At 65.6% G+C, this 16,137-nt stretch carries 16 protein-coding genes; 6 read left to right on the top strand and 10 right to left on the bottom strand.

Annotated elements, in window-relative coordinates:
* Positions 1 to 323: 323 nt before the first annotated feature.
* Complete coding sequence (locus tag K5H97_RS25555; protein WP_028692054.1) at positions 324 to 1,340, bottom strand: magnesium transporter CorA family protein; 1,017 nt, start codon at positions 1,338 to 1,340, stop codon at positions 324 to 326.
* A gap of 12 nt (positions 1,341 to 1,352) precedes the next feature.
* Positions 1,353 to 2,939 (bottom strand): RimK family protein, encoded by a 1,587-nt coding sequence (locus tag K5H97_RS25560; protein WP_028692055.1) that lies wholly within the window; start codon positions 2,937 to 2,939, stop codon positions 1,353 to 1,355.
* A gap of 92 nt (positions 2,940 to 3,031) precedes the next feature.
* On the opposite strand from K5H97_RS25560, the gene rimI reads away from it, so the two are divergent.
* Together rimI and K5H97_RS25570 are read left to right on the top strand one after the other, a co-directional pair.
* Complete coding sequence (gene rimI, locus K5H97_RS25565; RefSeq protein ID WP_028692056.1) at positions 3,032 to 4,138, top strand: ribosomal protein S18-alanine N-acetyltransferase; 1,107 nt, start codon at positions 3,032 to 3,034, stop codon at positions 4,136 to 4,138.
* A 140-nt stretch (positions 4,139 to 4,278) separates the two neighbouring features.
* Positions 4,279 to 5,172: a GNAT family N-acetyltransferase gene (locus K5H97_RS25570; RefSeq protein ID WP_028692057.1), complete on the top strand. Its 894-nt coding sequence runs from the start codon at positions 4,279 to 4,281 to the stop codon at positions 5,170 to 5,172.
* 89 nt (positions 5,173 to 5,261) lie between these two features.
* Here K5H97_RS25570 and K5H97_RS25575 read toward each other — a convergent pair whose 3' ends face one another.
* The 4 genes from K5H97_RS25575 to K5H97_RS25590 form a co-directional block, all read right to left on the bottom strand.
* Complete coding sequence (locus K5H97_RS25575; RefSeq protein ID WP_028692058.1) at positions 5,262 to 6,272, bottom strand: zinc-dependent alcohol dehydrogenase family protein; 1,011 nt, start codon at positions 6,270 to 6,272, stop codon at positions 5,262 to 5,264.
* 94 nt (positions 6,273 to 6,366) lie between these two features.
* Positions 6,367 to 6,957: an HAD family hydrolase gene (locus K5H97_RS25580; protein ID WP_028692059.1), complete on the bottom strand. Its 591-nt coding sequence runs from the start codon at positions 6,955 to 6,957 to the stop codon at positions 6,367 to 6,369.
* The gene (gene tesB / locus K5H97_RS25585; protein WP_028692060.1) at positions 6,954 to 7,823 is read right to left on the bottom strand and encodes an acyl-CoA thioesterase II; all 870 of its coding nucleotides are present in this window, start codon (positions 7,821 to 7,823) and stop codon (positions 6,954 to 6,956) included. The genes K5H97_RS25580 and tesB overlap by 4 nt, the downstream gene beginning before the upstream one ends.
* A 91-nt stretch (positions 7,824 to 7,914) precedes the next feature.
* On the bottom strand, positions 7,915 to 8,484 hold the full coding sequence (locus tag K5H97_RS25590) for a GNAT family N-acetyltransferase (protein ID WP_028692061.1): 570 nt from the start codon (positions 8,482 to 8,484) through the stop codon (positions 7,915 to 7,917).
* Between the two features lie 167 nt (positions 8,485 to 8,651).
* Between K5H97_RS25590 and pmrG the strand changes: the two genes are divergently transcribed.
* The 3 genes from pmrG to K5H97_RS25605 all read left to right on the top strand — a co-directional run bounded on the left by pmrG (position 8,652) and on the right by K5H97_RS25605 (position 11,726).
* Positions 8,652 to 9,338, top strand: coding sequence for a lipopolysaccharide core heptose(II)-phosphate phosphatase PmrG (pmrG, locus tag K5H97_RS25595; RefSeq protein ID WP_028692062.1), 687 nt, complete (start codon positions 8,652 to 8,654; stop codon positions 9,336 to 9,338).
* Between the two features lie 82 nt (positions 9,339 to 9,420).
* On the top strand, positions 9,421 to 10,335 hold the full coding sequence (locus K5H97_RS25600) for a histone deacetylase family protein (RefSeq protein ID WP_028692063.1): 915 nt from the start codon (positions 9,421 to 9,423) through the stop codon (positions 10,333 to 10,335).
* 149 nt (positions 10,336 to 10,484) lie between these two features.
* Positions 10,485 to 11,726: a TIGR03862 family flavoprotein gene (locus K5H97_RS25605; protein WP_028692064.1), complete on the top strand. Its 1,242-nt coding sequence runs from the start codon at positions 10,485 to 10,487 to the stop codon at positions 11,724 to 11,726.
* Between the two features lie 34 nt (positions 11,727 to 11,760).
* On the opposite strand, the gene K5H97_RS25610 is transcribed toward K5H97_RS25605, so the two are convergent.
* Positions 11,761 to 13,092 carry a DEAD/DEAH box helicase gene (locus tag K5H97_RS25610; RefSeq protein ID WP_028692065.1) on the bottom strand — a complete coding sequence of 444 codons (1,332 nt, stop codon included), beginning with the start codon at positions 13,090 to 13,092 and terminating at the stop codon, positions 11,761 to 11,763.
* A gap of 64 nt (positions 13,093 to 13,156) precedes the next feature.
* Complete coding sequence (yedA, locus tag K5H97_RS25615; protein WP_028692066.1) at positions 13,157 to 14,077, bottom strand: drug/metabolite exporter YedA; 921 nt, start codon at positions 14,075 to 14,077, stop codon at positions 13,157 to 13,159.
* A 153-nt stretch (positions 14,078 to 14,230) separates the two neighbouring features.
* Here yedA and K5H97_RS25620 point away from each other — a divergent pair, with 153 nt between their 5' ends.
* Entirely contained in the window at positions 14,231 to 14,689 is a 459-nt protein-coding gene (locus K5H97_RS25620) for an Lrp/AsnC family transcriptional regulator (RefSeq protein ID WP_028692067.1), read from the top strand.
* A 41-nt stretch (positions 14,690 to 14,730) separates the two neighbouring features.
* Here the strand turns inward: K5H97_RS25620 and K5H97_RS25625 are convergent, their stop codons facing one another.
* Both K5H97_RS25625 and K5H97_RS25630 read right to left on the bottom strand, forming a co-directional pair.
* The gene (locus K5H97_RS25625) at positions 14,731 to 15,210 is read right to left on the bottom strand and encodes an NYN domain-containing protein (protein ID WP_028692068.1); all 480 of its coding nucleotides are present in this window, start codon (positions 15,208 to 15,210) and stop codon (positions 14,731 to 14,733) included.
* Between the two features lie 108 nt (positions 15,211 to 15,318).
* Positions 15,319 to 16,044, bottom strand: coding sequence for a DUF2076 domain-containing protein (locus K5H97_RS25630; RefSeq protein WP_028692069.1), 726 nt, complete (start codon positions 16,042 to 16,044; stop codon positions 15,319 to 15,321).
* Between the last annotated feature and the right edge of the window lie 93 nt (positions 16,045 to 16,137).

The raw sequence follows: 16,137 nt of genomic DNA on the forward strand, positions 1-16,137 counted from the left end.
GAAGGGACGGGCAGGGGCAGGCGAAACGGTCTCCTCGGCAAAGGGCGGAGTACGTTGCGCACGCTCTGTTACGGCCTTCTCACGCGCCCGGGCAACGCACCGTGGGGATGCGGGCTTCACTTTAAGCCGGGCGCGGCGCGAGCAAAATGCTCGAAAACGTCAGACAACTGTTCGATCACGACACCGCGTGCCCACGCACGTCAGTCAAGCCCCCGGACGTGCCTGTTTGCGTCAGTCGCGGTCACGCCGGTAGTGCCAGTAGAAGTTCACCACCGCGAACACCACGATCACCGTGACGATCATCAGGCCGATCTGCAGATTGCTCATGGTGTTCTCCAACTGGCGATTCCAGGGAATGAAGGGGTGGGCCGCACAGCAGGGCGCTCGGTTTGCGCAGGGGACGCGACAGGGCGACGCCCCCGGGCCAGACGCTTGAGCGCCAGCACCATGAGCACGCCCAGCAGCACCATCGCCAGCACCAGCAAGGCATAGGCCAGCCACCAGGGCACGCCCGCGGTCATCATGCTGAACTCGGACATGCCGCCAATGCTGGCGATCAGGTTCAGCGGCAGGAACACCACGTTGATCAGGGTGAGCTTGCGCAGAGTCTCGTTCATCGCGTTGTTGGCCAGGTTGCCCCGGGCGTCCATCAAGCCCGCGAACACCGTCGAGTAGATCTCGGCCTGCTTGTGGCACTGGTCGTTCTCGATGACCAGGTCGTCGATCAGCGCCAGCACCTCAGGGTTGAAATGGCGCTTCTCGCCATGGGCGCGCAGGCGCGAGAGCACCGCGCCATTGCTGTGGATGGCGTTGATGTAGTGAATCAGGCTCTCGCTGAGGTTGAACATCTGCATCAGGTGGTGGTTCTCCAGCGACTGCTCGAAGCGTTGCTGCAGCTCGCGGGCGACCATCTTGATCACCTTCAGGTGCCCCAGGTAGTGATGCAGGTTGTCCAGCAGGATGGCCAGCAGCACATCCATCGGATCGTGCAGCGCATGGCGCTGCCCGAGGCCATCGAGCAGGGAGGCATCCGGGGCGATCAGCACCAGGTGGCCGTCGACCATCAGCATGCCGAACGAGGACACCTGGAAGGCGAAGCTGTCGCCACCGGTGTAGCTCTGCGGACGCTTCCAGATCAGGAACAGGCCATCGCGATGCAATTCGATGCGCGACACCTCGTCCGGATCCAGCGCCGAAGCCAGGGCATGGGCATCCAGGTGGAACCAGGCCTGCAGCAGCTCACGCTCGGCACTGTCCGGTTCGACGAACAGCAGCACCTCGCGATCGAGCCCCTCGCGCTTGCGCAACTGACCATGGGCCAGGCTGTAGCTTTCGATCATGCCAGCACCTCGTTACCAGGCTTGCCCCCGGCGCTTCTGCTCCAGGCGGCGGATGAATTCCTCCAGCACCAGGGTGTAGAGGTCGTCGTGCAGGTAGGCGTCCTCGATGCCGGCGTCGAGGTTGGGGTTGTCGTTGACCTCGATCACCACCACCCGGTCACCCACCTGCTTGAGGTCGACGCCGTACAGGCCATCGCCGATCAGATTGGCGGCCTTCACCGCCAGATCCACCACCGCGCGTGGCGCTTCGTGCACAGCCAGAGTGCGGCATTCGCCGTTGACCTCGTCGCGCTGGGCCTGATGGTTGAAGATCTGCCAGTGGCCCTTGGACATGAAGTACTGGCAGGCGAAGATCGGCTTGCGGTTGAGCACGCCGATGCGCCAGTCGTATTCGGTGTAGAGGTATTCCTGGGCCAGTAGCAGCACCGAGTGCTCGAACAGTTCGGCGGTGGCGGCCTGGAGTTCGGCGGCGTCCTTGACCTTGATCACGCCCCGCGAGAAACAGCCGTCAGGGATCTTCAGCACCAGTGGAAAGCCCAGCCGCTCGCCAATACCTTCCAGCGCCTGGGGGTTGTCGCGGTAGAGGATTTCGCTGGCCGGCATGGCCAGGCGATGACTGCGCAACAGGTCGGTCAGGTAGACCTTGTTGGTGCAGCGCAGGATCGACGCCGGGTCGTCCATCACCACCAGCCCTTCGCTCTCGGCCTTCTTGGCAAAGCGATAGGTGTGGTTGTCGACGCTGGTGGTCTCGCGGATCAGCAGCGCGTCGTATTCGGCCAGGCGGGCGTAGTCCTTCTTGCCGATCAGCTCGACGTCGACCCCGAGCTGGCGACCGGCGCGAATGAAGTGCTCCAGCGCCTTGGGGTTCGACGGCGGCAGCGCCTCATCAGGGTCGTGGAGGATCGCCAGGTCGTAGCGCGCCACCCGCCGCGAGCGCGGTTGACGCCAGATCCGCCGGCTGAAGCCATCGAGGGCATTGGCGAAGGGGTCCTGCTGGTCTTCACGCAACTTGTGCAGCGCGCCGACCTTGACCCCGGCGATATGCCAGGTGCTGGTCTTGCGGAACTCCACCAGCAGGATCGGGCACGGGAAGCTTTCGAACAGCTGGCGGGCAATGTCTTGCAGCGGTTCCAGATCGGTACGGCCGAAATACAGGGTCAGGGTGAACCCTTCGGTTTCGCCGTAGGGGTGATTGGCCAGGGCACTTTCCAAGCTGCGCGCCATGTCGTCCAGGGCCAATCCATATAACGACTTGCGGGTCAATTCACTGATACTTCTGACCGAAGGAATGACTTTATGTCCGCGCGCCTCGGCCAACAACGAACAATAATAACCGTGGCCTAGATACTTATAATTACGGCATAGATTTATCACCTGGACACGCTTGCCGTTATCGGCTTCGCGTGGCGCCTCCAGGTATTCCTGGGCCGTCACGACATCCTCGCTGGGCAGGTACGAAGCCCAGTCCTCACGCCGCTCCACGATGATAACCAGCTGACTTGACTTGTTATCCAGGGTCAGTGGATAAATAACACCAGCCGTACGTGAGTGTGAACTTTCCCCGGGCCAGCCAGGTAAGGGTTCCTGAAACGATGACATATTTGAAGCCCTGTGTTGGGTAGACACGGTTTCTATTAAGCACGAAGTTTTTCGAATGTCCCGTTTCATTACGCAACTTTTACGGCGGCCCTATGCACATCGAATTTCGCCTGGCAACTGTTGACGACCTGCCGGCCCTGCTGGCGCTGGAGAACCAGTGCTTCGCGCTCGACCGGCTGACCCCGCGCAGCTTTCGCTGGATGCTGTCCCACGCCAACGCCAGCCTGCTGGTGGCGCAACGCGACGGCCAGTTGATGGGTTATGCGCTGTTACTCTTCCACCGTGGCACCTCGCTGGCCCGGCTGTATTCCATCGCCATTGCCGAACAGGCGCGTGGCCATGGCCTTGGTGCCAGGCTGCTGGAACAGGCCGAGCGCTGCGCCCTGGAGCATGACCGTGCCTACCTGCGTCTTGAGGTACGCACCGACAACCCCAAGGCCATCGCCCTGTATGAACGCCATGGCTATCGCCGCTTTGCCCTGGTCGATGACTACTACGAGGACCACACCAGCGCCCTGCGTTACGAGAAGCGCATCCTCCCACACCCGGCGGGCGAGACGCGCTTGGTCCCCTACTACGCCCAGACCACCGACTTCACCTGCGGCCCGGCCTGCCTGCTGATGGCCATGGCCGCCCTGCAACCGCTGCGCCCGCCAAGCCGGCGCGAGGAACTGCGCCTGTGGCGCGAGGCGACCACCGTGTTCATGACCTCCGGTCACGGCGGTTGCAGCCCCCATGGCCTGGCCCTGGCCGCCTGGCGCCGGGGCTTTCGCGTACGGCTGCTGCTCAATACCGAAGGGCCGCTGTTTCTCGACGGTGTGCGCCAGCCCGGCAAGAAGGAGGTCATGCGCCTGGTCCATGAGGACTTCTGCGCCGAGTTGCAGGACAGCGACGTGGTCATCGCGCGGCAGGCGCCCAACCTGCCTCGGGTGCTGGCCGAAGGCGGCCTGGCGCTGGTGCTGATCAGTAACTACCGGCTGACCGGCAGCAAGGCACCGCACTGGGTGCTGGTCACCGCCTGCGACGACGACTTCGTCTACCTGCACGATCCCGACACCGACCACGCTCGTCACCGCCAGGCCCTGGACTGCCAGCACCTGCCGGTCAGCCACCAGGCGTTCCAGCGCATGAGCCTGTTCGGCGGGCGCAAGTTGCGGGCGGCGGTGGTGGTGTATGCAGGGGGTGAAACTGCGGTGTAAACAGAGACCAACCCCTTGACCTCGGTGCGGGCGGCCACCTTTCTGCGCCTGCCCCCGACCGCGATAGCACAAACCCTTACAACTTTTCATCCGCGCAACGGTTAACGTTCACCCTCAAATTACAGACAGGTATGGACGCCATGGCACTCCTCGCCGACGACCCCTCCCTCGCGCAAGTCGAGCACTATCGCGACGACCCGCACCTGCGCGCCGAACTCAATGCCCTCGCCCGTCAGACCTACGGCTTCGACTTCGAAGATTGGTACCAGGCTGGCTTCTGGCAAGAAGACAACCAGCCGTGCTCACTGGTTCGCAGCGGTAAAATGCTGGCCAACGCCTCGGCCAACCTGCTCGACTTCACCCTCGATGGCCAGCCTCTGCGTTGTGTCCAGATCGGCACGGTGATGACAGCGCCTGCGGCACAAGGCCGTGGCTACAGCCGCTACCTGATGGAAGTGCTTGTAGAGCGTTGGGCAGGTAAATGTGACCTGTTGTACCTGTTCGCCAATAGCACCGTGCTGGATCTCTATCCCCGGTTCGGCTTCCGCCGGGTGATCGAACACGAATATTTCCAAGCCAGGTCGACGCCCCCTGAAGTCAGCACGTTCCATCCTGTGGATCTTGGCGACAGCACACAACGTGAACACTTCATGGCAGCGGTAATGAAGAGTTGCCCACAGGCACGGTTGAGCCTCGTGCCGAATGTACCGTTGACAATGTTCTACTGTGACGGCCCCTACCGAGAAGCCTTGTTCCATTCCTCAAGACACGAGGCATACGTGGTGGTGGAGCACGACGGCGAGCGGTTGGTGCTGGTGGATGTATTCTGCGAGCGCGAACTGGTGCTGGCCGATGTGGTGGCCGAACTGGTCAGGGCAACGACCCGGGAGGTGCTGCTGGGGTTTGCGCCGCTGAGCAGCGAGGGCTTCGCGGCGCGGGTTGTGGATAACGATGATGCACTGTTCGTCTGGGGTGCATCGAAAACCTATGTCGATGGACAGGTGCTGATGTTTCCGCTGCTGTCCCACACCTGAAAGGGTATTGGGGCTGCGTGGGAGCATCGACGCGCCCCCGCCCCACACCAAACCAGGCGCTTGCTCACTCCAACACCTTGGGGAGAGCGTCACCAGGTCAGGCAGATCTTGCCGAAATGCCTGTTGCTCTCCTGGTACTTGAAGGCCTCGACCATCTGCTCCAGCTCGAAATGCTTGTCCACCACCGGCCGCAGGCCATTGGCGTCGATAGCGCGAACCATCGCCTGCTGCTGAGCGCGGCTGCCTACCAGCACGCCCTGCAGGCGAATCTGCCGCACCAGCGCCTGCACCAGCGGCAACTGCCCGGCCACGCCGGTGAGGATGCCGATCAGCGACACATGTCCGCCGATCCGGGCGGCAACCATCGACTGCTCCAGCGTGGCCGGGCCGCCGACTTCGATCACATGGTCCACACCGCGTCCGCCGGTCAGCGCACGAACCTTCTCGCCCCAGGCGGGCGTGGTCTTGTAGTTGATCAGGTGATCCGCGCCCAGCGCCTTGAGACGCTCCAGCTTGGCATCGCTGGACGAGGTGGCGATCACCATGGCGCCGGCCAGCTTGGCGAATTGCAGGGCGAAGATCGACACGCCGCCGGTACCCTGCACCAGCACGCTGTCGCCGGGCTTGAGGTGGTCATCGCCCATCAGGGCGCGCCAGGCGGTGAGGCCGGCGGTGGTCAGGGTCGCCGACTCGGCATGGCTGTAGCCCCTGGGCGCCAGGGTGAAGGAGCTGGCCCGGGCGGTCACCTGTTCACGGGCATAGCCGTCGATGCCGTCGCCCGGCACGCTGGCAAAACCCTCGACCAGTGCCTGACCATCGAGCCAGTCGGGGAAGAAGGTGCTGACCACCGCATCGCCGACCTGGAACTCGCTGACCCCGGCGCCCACCGCGACCACTTCGCCGGCACCGTCAGCCATGGGGATGCGCCGCTCGCTCGGCCCCCACATGCCGCTGACCACGGCGAAATCGTGATAGTTGAGGGAGCTGGCATGCAGGCGCACGGTGATCTCGCCGGCCTTGGGCGCGGCGGTTTCGCAAGTGCCGACCTGGACCTTGTCGTAGCCGCCGCCGGGCAGGACATAAAGGGCCTTGGTGTTCATGGGTGAGGTCTCCATCGTGGCAAAAGGTGCAGTGCAGCTTAGCCCTTTCGCGGCACAAGGCCGTTCAGAGGGAGCGCGCAGGGCATGAGGGATGTCAGCCGAGCAACGCCCTCAGCGCCCGGCAATCGGCCGCATGCCAGTCGGCCAACTGCGGCCATGGGTTGTCCGGCAGGTTGACCAATACGGTGCGGGTGCCTGCGGCCCGGCCGCAGTCCAGGTCGAAGCGGTAGTCACCGACCATCACCATCTCAGCGGGGCTCACGCCCCAGGCCCGGGCGATCTGCAGCAGCCCGTCAGGGCTGGGCTTGGGCGCCGCCTCGTCGCGCCCCAGAATATGCTCGACCGGGAAGCAGTCAGCCAGGCCGATGGCCTCGAGGGTGACATGGGCCAGTTCGCGGGCATTGCGGGTGAGGATGGCCAGCCGGCAGTCACGCCCGGCCAGCTCACGCACCAACTCCACCGCGCCGTGCGCGGCCTTGGAGGCGATCGCCAGGTCGCGTTCGTGCTCCAGCAGCCAGGCATGCTTGGCCGCCGCCTCCTCCGCCGGCAAGGCGGCCAGGTGGGTGAGGATGTCGTGGTCGGACGGAATGTCGAGCGCCTCGCGGATGGCCGCGAAGTCATGCACGGCGACCGTCAGGGTGCCATCCATGTCGAATACCCAGTGGCGAATATCCCGGAGGCTCATGCCCAGTCCTTGCGATGGCGGATCAGGCCTTCCTGGGTGGACGAGGCCACCAGTTGCCCGGCGCGGTTGAAGATGCTGCCACGGCAGAAGCCACGGGCATTGCCGGCCCAAGGGCTGTCGGTGGCGTACAGCAGCCACTCTTCGGCGCGCAGGTTGCGGTGGAACCACAGCGAATGGTCGAGGCTGGCGATCTGCATGTCCTTGCGCCACACCGACTTGCCATGGGGCAGCAGGGAGGTGGTCAGCAGGCCGAAGTCCGAGGCATAGGCCAGCAGGTACTTGTGCAGCGCCGGGATGTCCGGGAGGTTGCCGTCGGCACGGAACCAGGCGTACTTGATCGGCTCGCCGGGCTTGGGATCGAACGGATCGCGCTCGGTGACCGGGCGGATCTCGATGGGCTTGGCGCACAGCACCTTTTCGCGGATGCGCTCGGGCAGCTTGTCGGCCATGGCGCTGGCCAGCTCGACTTCGCTGGGCAGGTTTTCCGGGCCGACAACGTCCGGCATCTGCGCCTGATGCTCGAAACCCTCCTCGTCGTACTGGAACGACGCGCTGCAGGTGAAGATCGGCTGGCCCTTCTGGATCGCCGTGACCCGCCGGGTGCTGAAGCTGCCGCCGTCGCGCACACGGTCCACCGAATAGACCACCGGCATGCTGGCATCGCCCGGGCGCAGGAAGTAACCGTGCAGCGAATGCACATGGCGGGCGTCCTCGACCGTCTGGCTGGCCGCCGACAGCGACTGGCCGAGCACCTGGCCACCGTACAGCTGGCGGAAGCCCAGGTCCTGGCTGCGTCCGCGGAACAGGTTCTCCTCGATGGACTCGAGGCTCAGCAAGTCGACCAGATCGTCGAGTACATGGCTCATGGGGTTCTCCTGGCAAGGCAATACGGCGCGGTTATACCGGCGAATGATACAGGGTTTTGCCGTTCGTCCCGTCGTACGAATGGCGACCTATTCAGCCGCGCAGGTTCTGTTGCCAGCGATCACGGTCGATGCGGTACAACACATGGGGGCGCAGTGGATCGCCGACGGGCAGGCGCGGATGCTCGAAGCTGCCCGCCAGGTCCTGGACCATGCCAATGGCTTGCATCACCTTCTGCGACGGCAGATTGCCCTCGGTGGTGAACGACACCACCTCGTCCAGGTGCAACTGGGCGAAGGCACAGCGCAGGCAGGCCCAGGCCGCCTCGCTGGCGAAGCCCAGCCCCCAGTGGCGGCGGGCCAGGCGCCAGCCGATCTCGACCGCCGGGCCGAACGGGGCGTCGAAGTTGACGTGGAGCAGGCCGGTCATGCCGATGAAGGCGCCGCTGTCCTTGCGCTCCAGGGCCCACAGGCCAAAGCCGTACTCGTTGAAATGGCCACGGATCCGGCCAATCAGCGCCGCCGCCTCGACCCGGGTCATCGGCGCGGGGAAGTAGCGCATCACCTGCGGGTCGGCGCACAGGGCAGCGAACTCGCGCAGGTCGTCGTCCTGCCATTGGCGCAACACCAGGCGCGGACTTTCCAGTTCGAGAAGGGGGGTCATGGGCACGGCTCCGAAATCACGGTCTGGCAGTGTACAGCGTAGGCCGCGCGCATCAGTCAACCGATGCTTTTTTCACATCGGCTTCACCGCCCCCCGACATGCCGCTTCGCACAATGCCGGCACATACCGCGGCCTTCGTCGACGCCGCACTGCCATCGGAGTGACGCATGCACCCCAGCAACACCCTGCACAATCCGGCCCTGCTGGCCCCCCGCAAACGCCGCCGCTCGCGCACCGCGGTCGGCGCCGCCATCGGCCTGCTCCTGGCAATGGCCGGGGCCAGCACCTGGCTAGCGACGAGGACGCACATCGTGAACCTTGGCAACGAGCAACAGTTGAGCGACAGCGGCCTGCTGCAGGATTGGAAGGAAGGTGCGGTGATCGTGATGATCCGCCACGCCGAACGCTGCGACAGTGCCCCTGGGCCGTGCCTGGACGATCCGACCGGCATCACCGTGTCCGGCAGCCAGGCGGCGCAACGGGTCGGCCAGGGCCTGCAGCAACTGGGGTTGGCCGGCGCCGACCTGCTTAGCAGCCCGAAGCTGCGCACCCGCCAGACCGCGCACTTCATCCTCGGCCAGGCCGTGACCAGCGAAGACTGGCTGGAGCGCTGCGAGCACCCGTTCCCGGCCGAGGCCATGGCCCGCAAACGGCCCGGGCACAACCTGGTGCTGGTGACTCACAACGGTTGCATCGATCACTTCGCCCGCCAGCAGCATGTACCGGGCGGCGAACGGGAGAGCGGCTACGTCAGTGCGCTGTTCGTGTCGGTGGATGGCAACGGCAAGGCGCGGATCCTCGGGCGGATGAACGAGCCGGACTGGCAGAGGGTGCTGGCATCGGCAGGTCAATGAGCGAATAGCAGCCCCAGATTCGGTTGGCATCGGAGCCACCAAAGCTGGCAAGATCGGTGCTCGCCCCCATCGCGTCGACACCATGCCCCTGCCGCTGATCTACCACGACGACTACAGCCCGGAGTTCCCGCCGGACCATCGCTTCCCGATGGACAAGTTCCGCCTGTTGCGCGACCACTTGGTGGACAGCGGCCTGACCACCGACGCCGCCTTGCTGCGCCCGGAGATCTGCCCCAACGACATCCTCGCCCTGGCCCATGACCGCGACTACATCGAGCGCTACATGAACGGCGAATTGTCCCGCGAGGACCAGCGCCGCCTCGGCCTGCCCTGGAGCGAAGCCCTGGCCCGGCGCACCGTGCGCGCCGTGGGCGGTTCGCTGTTGACCGCCGAGCAGGCGCTGCAACACGGCATCGCCTGCCACCTGGCCGGCGGCACCCATCACGCCCACTATGACCACCCGGCCGGTTTCTGCATCTTCAACGACCTGGCGGTGATCAGCCGTTATTTGCTGGAGGCCGGTCGCGTGCACCGGGTGCTGATCTTCGACTGCGACGTGCACCAGGGCGACGGTACCGCGCGCATGCTCCAGGACACCCCGGAAGCGATCACCGTGTCGCTGCACTGCGAGCAGAACTTCCCGGCACGCAAGGCCCAGAGCGACTGGGACATCCCCCTGCCCCGCGGCATGCACGACAGCGCCTACCTCAAGGTGGTCGAGGACGCGCTGAACTACCTGCTGCCGCTGTACCAGCCCGACCTGGTGCTGTACGACGCCGGCGTCGATGTGCACAAGGACGACGCCCTGGGCTATCTGAACCTGACCGACGCAGGCCTGGCCGCCCGCGACGAACACGTGTTGCGCCAGTGCCTGGGCCGCGACATCCCGGTGGTGGGCGTGATCGGCGGCGGCTACAGCAAGGACCGCGAAGCCCTCGCCCGGCGCCACGGTATCCTCCACCACAGCGCGGCGCGGGTGCTCGGTTGTTCACAATGACTGTGGAACCGCTTGTGGATAACCTGCGGGAAAGCCGCTACAGCCCTCTAGCTTCCTGAGCTGCAGAGATTTGATCGTTTTTTGAGCTGTGTCGTGGCAGGCCCCGCTGAGGTAGAATGCGCGGCCTTTTCCACAGCCTGTCGCCCGCCATGAACGATCCCCGCCCCGCTTCCAGCCCCCTTGTCGCCGTGATCGGCGGCGGCCCTGCCGGCCTGATGGCCGCCGAGACCCTGGCCCGGCGCGGGATGGCGGTGCAAGTGTTCGACGCCATGCCCTCGGTGGGCCGCAAGTTCCTGCTGGCCGGCGTCGGTGGCATGAACATCACCCATTCCGAGCCCTACCCCGCCTTCGTCGGCCGCTACGGCGCGCGCCAGGGCGAGATCGACACCCTCCTGCGCGACTTCGATGGCCAGGCCCTGCGCCAGTGGATTCACGGCCTGGGCATCGAAACCTTCGTCGGCACCTCGGGCCGCGTGTTCCCTCGCGACATGAAGGCCGCGCCACTGCTGCGCGCCTGGCTCAAGCGCCTGCGCGAGTCCGGCGTGGTTATCCACACCCGGCACCGCTGGCTGGGCTGGACAGCCGAAGGCGCCCTGCGGATGAGTTATCCACAAGGCGAGCTGCAGGTACGGGCCGATGCCGTGATACTGGCCCTGGGTGGCGGCAGCTGGGCGCGCCTGGGCTCGGACGGCGCCTGGGTGCCGCTGCTGGCTGAGCGGGGTGTGGATATCTCTGCGCTGCGGGCGAGCAACTGCGGTTTCGAGGTCGAGGGTTGGAGCGATCTGCTCAAGGACAAGTTCGCCGGCGCCCCGCTGAAGAACATCGCCCTCGGCATGCCCGGCACCGCCTCGCGCAAGGGCGAATTCATCCTCACCGCCCAAGGGGTGGAGGGCAGCCTGGTGTATGCCTGGTCGGCGGCGCTGCGCGAAGCGATCGAACGCGACGGGCGGGCGACGCTGCTGCTCGACCTGCTGCCAGACCGGCCTGTGGACAAGATTGCACAGGCCCTGGCCAAGCCCAGGGGATCGCGCTCGATGGCCAAGCACCTGCACGGCCAGCTGGGGATCGACGGGGTGAAGGCGGCCTTGTTGCGCGAGCTGACCGACCAGGCGACCTTTGCCGACCCCGAGCGCCTGGCGGCGGCGATCAAGGCGTTGCCGATCATGCTGGTGCGGACCCGGCCATTGGACGAGGCGATCAGCAGTGCCGGTGGCGTGCGCTTCGAAGGGTTGGATGAAGGGCTGATGGTGCGCAACCTGCCTGGGGTCTTCTGCGCGGGCGAGATGCTGGATTGGGAAGCGCCGACGGGTGGCTACCTGCTGACGGCGTGTTTCGCCAGTGGTTTGCGGGCGGGAAATGCGGCGGCGGATTGGCTGGCGCGCCTGGCCTGAGCAATGCCGGGGCTGCTACGCAGCCCCGGTGACTTCAAGGTTTGCGCTTGCCAGGCTTGCCGCCAAAGCTCGGCACCTTGCGCACCGCCTTGACCGCCGGTGCCGAAGCCCCCGCCTCCTCGCTGTCCATCCAACGCCCCAGGCCGCGCTTGGCACTGTTCTCTTTCGGCTTCTTGGGTTTCTTCGGTTTCTTCAGCACCTGGCCACTGGCGTCGGTCACCGGCACCCGGTGATCGGGGATGAAGTCCGGCTCCTCATGGCGCGGCAGCACCTGGCGGATCAGGGTCTCTATCGACGCCAGCAGTTGCACCTCGTCGGCGCACACCAGCGAGATCGCCTCGCCCTTGTTGCCCGCGCGGCCGGTGCGACCGATACGGTGCACATAGTCCTCTGCGACAATCGGCAGGTCGAGGTTGACCACCAGCGGCAAGTCATCGATGTCCAGACCGCGGGCGGCCACGTCGGTGGCCACCAGCACCTGGACCTCACGGGCCTTGAAGCTGTCCAGGGCGCGCTGGCGGGTAGCCTGCGGGCGATCGCCGTGGATGCCGTCGGCGTTCACGCCTTCGGCTAGCAGGCGCTCGACCAGTTGGTCCACGCCATTGCGGGTCTTGGCGAACACCAGCACCTGCTTCCAGCGCTGCTTGCGCAGCAGGTGGCAGAACAAGTCGGCCTTGCGCTTCTTGTCCACCGGCACCAGCCATTGCTTGACCGTGTTGGCAGCGGCATTTCGCGGGCTGACTTCGATGCTCAGCGGGTCGTTCAGCGCCAGGCCCGCGAGCAGGCGGATCTGGTCGGAGAAAGTGGCGGAGAACAGCAGCGTCTGGCGCTTGCGCGGCAACGCCGCATACACCGCCTGCAGCTCCTCGGCGAAGCCCAGGTCGAGCATGCGGTCGGCTTCGTCGAGCACCAGGGTCCGCACCTGGCCGAACTTGATGGCGTTCTGGCGGAACAGGTCGAGCAGACGGCCCGGGGTGGCCACCAGCAGGTCGACGCCGCGGCGCAGGCGCATCATCTGCGGGTTGATGCTGACGCCGCCGTACACCGCGTAGGTGGACAGTGGCAGGTTCTCGGCGTACTCACGCACGTTGGCGTGGACCTGCTCGGCCAGTTCGCGGGTCGGCACCAGCACCAGCGCACGCACCGAGTTGCTGGCGACCTTCTCCCCTTCCAGCGCCAGGCGCTGCAGCACCGGCAGGGCGAAGCCGGCGGTCTTGCCGGTGCCGGTCTGGGCGGCGGCCATCAGGTCGCGGCCGGCGAGCACGGCGGGGATGGCCTTGGCCTGGACCGGGGTGGGCGTGGTGTAGTCCAGCGTCTGCAGGGTGCGCAGCAGCGGTTCAATCAGGCCGAGTTGGGCGAAATTCATGGCAATACCGTCAGGGGGTTCAGCGAAGGCGGCAAGTTTACCCCAGTGCCACGGTGGCCGGTATTTACTTGCACACCCCTTCTTTAAGCGGCACGGGCGACTCCGGCGCCTTGCGCCACTGCGGCAGGCCGATCAGCACTACCGCGCCGATGATCACCGCCATCGCCACGCATTCCTCGGCGCCGATCTGCTCGCCTGCGAAGACGATCCCCAGCAACACCGCCACCGCAGGGTTGACGTAGGCATAGCTGGTGGCCGCCGCCGGACGCACGTGCTTGAGCAGGTACATGTAGGAACTGAACGCCAGGATCGAGCCAAAGAACACCAGGTAGGCCAGCGCGCCCCAGCCAGCGGCGGTGGGCATCTGGGTCAGGCGCTCGCCGCTGACGGCGCTGCCGATCAGCAGCGCGGCACCGCCCACCAGCATTTCAGCGGCACTGGCCATCGGGCCCTGGGGCAGTGGCAGGCTCTTGCTCCACACCGAACCGAAGGCCCAGGCCGCCGCGGCGAACAGGATCAGCGCCGCGCCCATGGGGCTGGCCTGCAGGTTCGAACCCATGTTGAGCATGCCGATGCCGACCAGCCCAAGAGCGATCCCCGCCCACTCCAGGCGCGAGTTGCGATGGCCGAAGAACAGGCCGAACACCAGGGTGAACAGCGGCACCGTGGCCACCGCCAGTGCCGCCACGCCCGAGGCGACCCCGGCGTGCTCGGCCAGGGTCACCCCGCCGTTGCCGCAACTGAGCAGCAGGAAACCGATCGCTCCGGCCGCACGCCACTGAGGCCAGGTCGGCGCAGGCGCGCCGCGCCAGCGCAGAAAGCCATACAACAGGCTGCCGGCAATTAGGAAACGCACCCCGGCCATCAGCATTGGCGGCCAGGACTCCACGCCGATGCGGATAAACAGATAGGTCGAGCCCCAGACCAGGTACAGGGCGAGAAAGGCGCCGACAAGCAACAACGGGAAGCGACGGGAGGAGGACATGGCAAGGGCTCGAAATCCGTTTACGGGTGGATTAGTTTAGAAAGGCCCAGGCGCAAACTTAAGTTACAAAACACGTTTAAAATACCGAAACACTTTGTAATGCATGGTTATGTGGCGCCTTTCCAATCGATTACAAAGTCAGCAGGAGTCCCCATGGACAAGTACGACCGCATGCTCCTCGCCGCCCTGCTGGAAAACGGGCGGGCCACATACGCGCAGTTGGCGCGCCAGGTCAATCTCTCGGCCCCGGCAGTGGCCGAGCGGGTGGCCAAGCTTGAGGCCTGCGGCGTGATCAGCGGCTACACGGCCAAGGTCGACCTGGAGAAGATCGGCCTGCCGATCCAGTGCGTGATGGAACTGCGCCTGGCCAGCCATGGCAATCAGCAGGCCTACGAGGCCCTGGAGAAAATCCCCGAACTCACCGAATGCCATCGGGTGACCGGCGACCCGTGCGTGATCATGCAGGCAGCCGTCACCTCGATGGGCGAGCTGGAGGCGCTGATCAACCGCGTATCTCAGTTGGGCTTCACAAAGACGTCGATCATCCTGTCGAGCGCGGTGGCGCGACGGGTGCCGCTGGGGCATCTGGACAGCAACGGCAAGAAAGGCTGAAGCCCACTCCCTTGTACGTGCGCGGCTCGCAGCATCACAGATCAGTGGCGCAGCAGTAGCCGGCCTTCGATAGGCACGTAACGGTTTGCGGCGCGGATCACCGACAACGCGGTCAAGCCCGGCACACCGTATACGACGGTTTCCACGCCATGGCGTTGCATCGCTCGCTCCAGCAACAAGTCAAAATCACCGTCGCCCGAGGCCAGCACCACTTGGTCGACCCGCGCCGCCGCCTCGATGACATCGAGGGTGATGCCCACGTCCCAATCGCCCTTGGCCGAGCCATCGGCGCGTTGGATGAAGGGTTTCAGGCGCACCTCGAACCCCAGGTTGCGCAGGATCTGCTGGAACTGCTGCTGCTTGCTGTCGCCACGGTCGATGGCATAGGCCACGGCTTCGACGATCTGCCCTTCGCGGCTGACCTCGGCCCACAGCGCGGCGTAGTTGAAGTGGCAGCCATGACCTTGGCGAACCGTGTAGTAGAGGTTCTGCACATCGGCGAACAGCGCGATTTTCTTCACCTGGAGCCTCTCACTGGCAGTGGTAAACGCTCGCGGGGCAAGCCCGCTCCCACGCCATGGTGGGAGCGGGCTTGCCCCGCGATAGGAAGCAGCAGTATGCCAGAGCCCTCAGACGTAATCGTCGTCCGAGAAGAAGCCGCCATCGTCACCGCTGTAATCGGCATCGGCATAACCACCCTGGTCATTGCCCCAGCCACCGTTGTCCGCCACCTGACGCTGGCTGTCCTGGTCGTTCCAGCCGCCAGCGTCGCTGGCTGGCGCCGGCTCCTCCTTGATCACCTCGACGATTTCTTCAGGCTGCGAGTGATGGTTGAACAGGCTGCTGATGCCCTGGGCCAGCAACACGCCACCGGCCACGCCCGCGGCGGTCTGCATGGCGCCACCGAGGAAGCTGCTGGCGCCGCTGCGCGCCGGCGCGGGTGGCGCACCGAAACCCTGCTGCTGCGGTGGCGGGGCATACGCCTGGGGCGCCGGTTCACGCCAGCCTCCCGAGGAAGTAGGCGGCGCGGCCGGGCGCTGCGGCTCTGGATTGCGGGCTCCCGCGCCGAAGATACTGGAGAGGAAACCACCGCCACTGCTGGGGCGGCTCGCATCCACTTGCGCACGCGCCTGGCGCAGCTCGGCCTCGAGCTGCTTGTTCTGCTCGTCCAGGCGCTTGATCGCCGCCTCCTGGACCAGGATCGCCTGGGCCATGTAGTAAGGCGCCGCCGGCTGCTGGCGCAGGTGCTCCTCGATGCGCGCCTGGGCCTGGGCATCGCGCGGCTGGGCCGGGTCCTCGGCTTGCTTGAGACGGCCGAACAGGCCGTCGATCAGGGTTTGTTCTTCAGTGTTCATCGGGGCAACCTCGTGCGCTGAACAGGACATCGGACAGCGTCAAAGATGGAGGCCCGGATGTCGCGATTCAATTGTCCGGGCCATGAAACTTTT

Origin of the sequence: Pseudomonas mosselii, assembly GCF_019823065.1 — a bacterium.
In the GTDB taxonomy this organism is placed as follows: Bacteria; Pseudomonadota; Gammaproteobacteria; order Pseudomonadales; family Pseudomonadaceae; genus Aquipseudomonas; species Aquipseudomonas mosselii.